The sequence below is a fragment of the Vibrio sp. 10N.222.49.C9 genome, from assembly GCF_041474985.1.
In the GTDB taxonomy this organism is placed as follows: Bacteria; Pseudomonadota; Gammaproteobacteria; order Enterobacterales; family Vibrionaceae; genus Vibrio; species Vibrio crassostreae_C.
The window spans coordinates 1-277 of sequence record NZ_JBFRVD010000802.1 but is presented as its reverse complement, the minus strand read 5'-3'; the positions used below and the strand labels follow the sequence as shown (position 1 = coordinate 277).

Here is a 277-nt window from a genome sequence, read left to right as displayed (position 1 = left end):
GATACCTACTCGCTGCTGCTGACCACCGGATAGAGCTGCTGGGTAGCTATCGCCTTTATCTTGTAAGCCGATGTCATCCAATATCTGCTGAGCGCGCTCCAATGCCTTGTCTTTTTTCCAGCCATGAACCGTAATTAGGCCCTCGGCAATATTCTGGCGAGCTGTCATATGCGCAAACAGTGCGTAGCTTTGGAAGACAAAGCCTGTTTTACGTCTTAAAGCCAGTTCTTCGGCTTTACTGTATTTTTCACAGTTAACGTAGGTATCATCGATACTG

Annotated in this window: 1 protein-coding gene; it reads right to left on the bottom strand. The window is 47.3% G+C overall.

Translation table 11 applies throughout. The features are described from left to right. Nucleotides 1-277, bottom strand: a 277-nt coding sequence (locus AB4585_RS25675; RefSeq protein WP_372171604.1) for an ATP-binding cassette domain-containing protein, incomplete at both ends; no start/stop codon positions are given.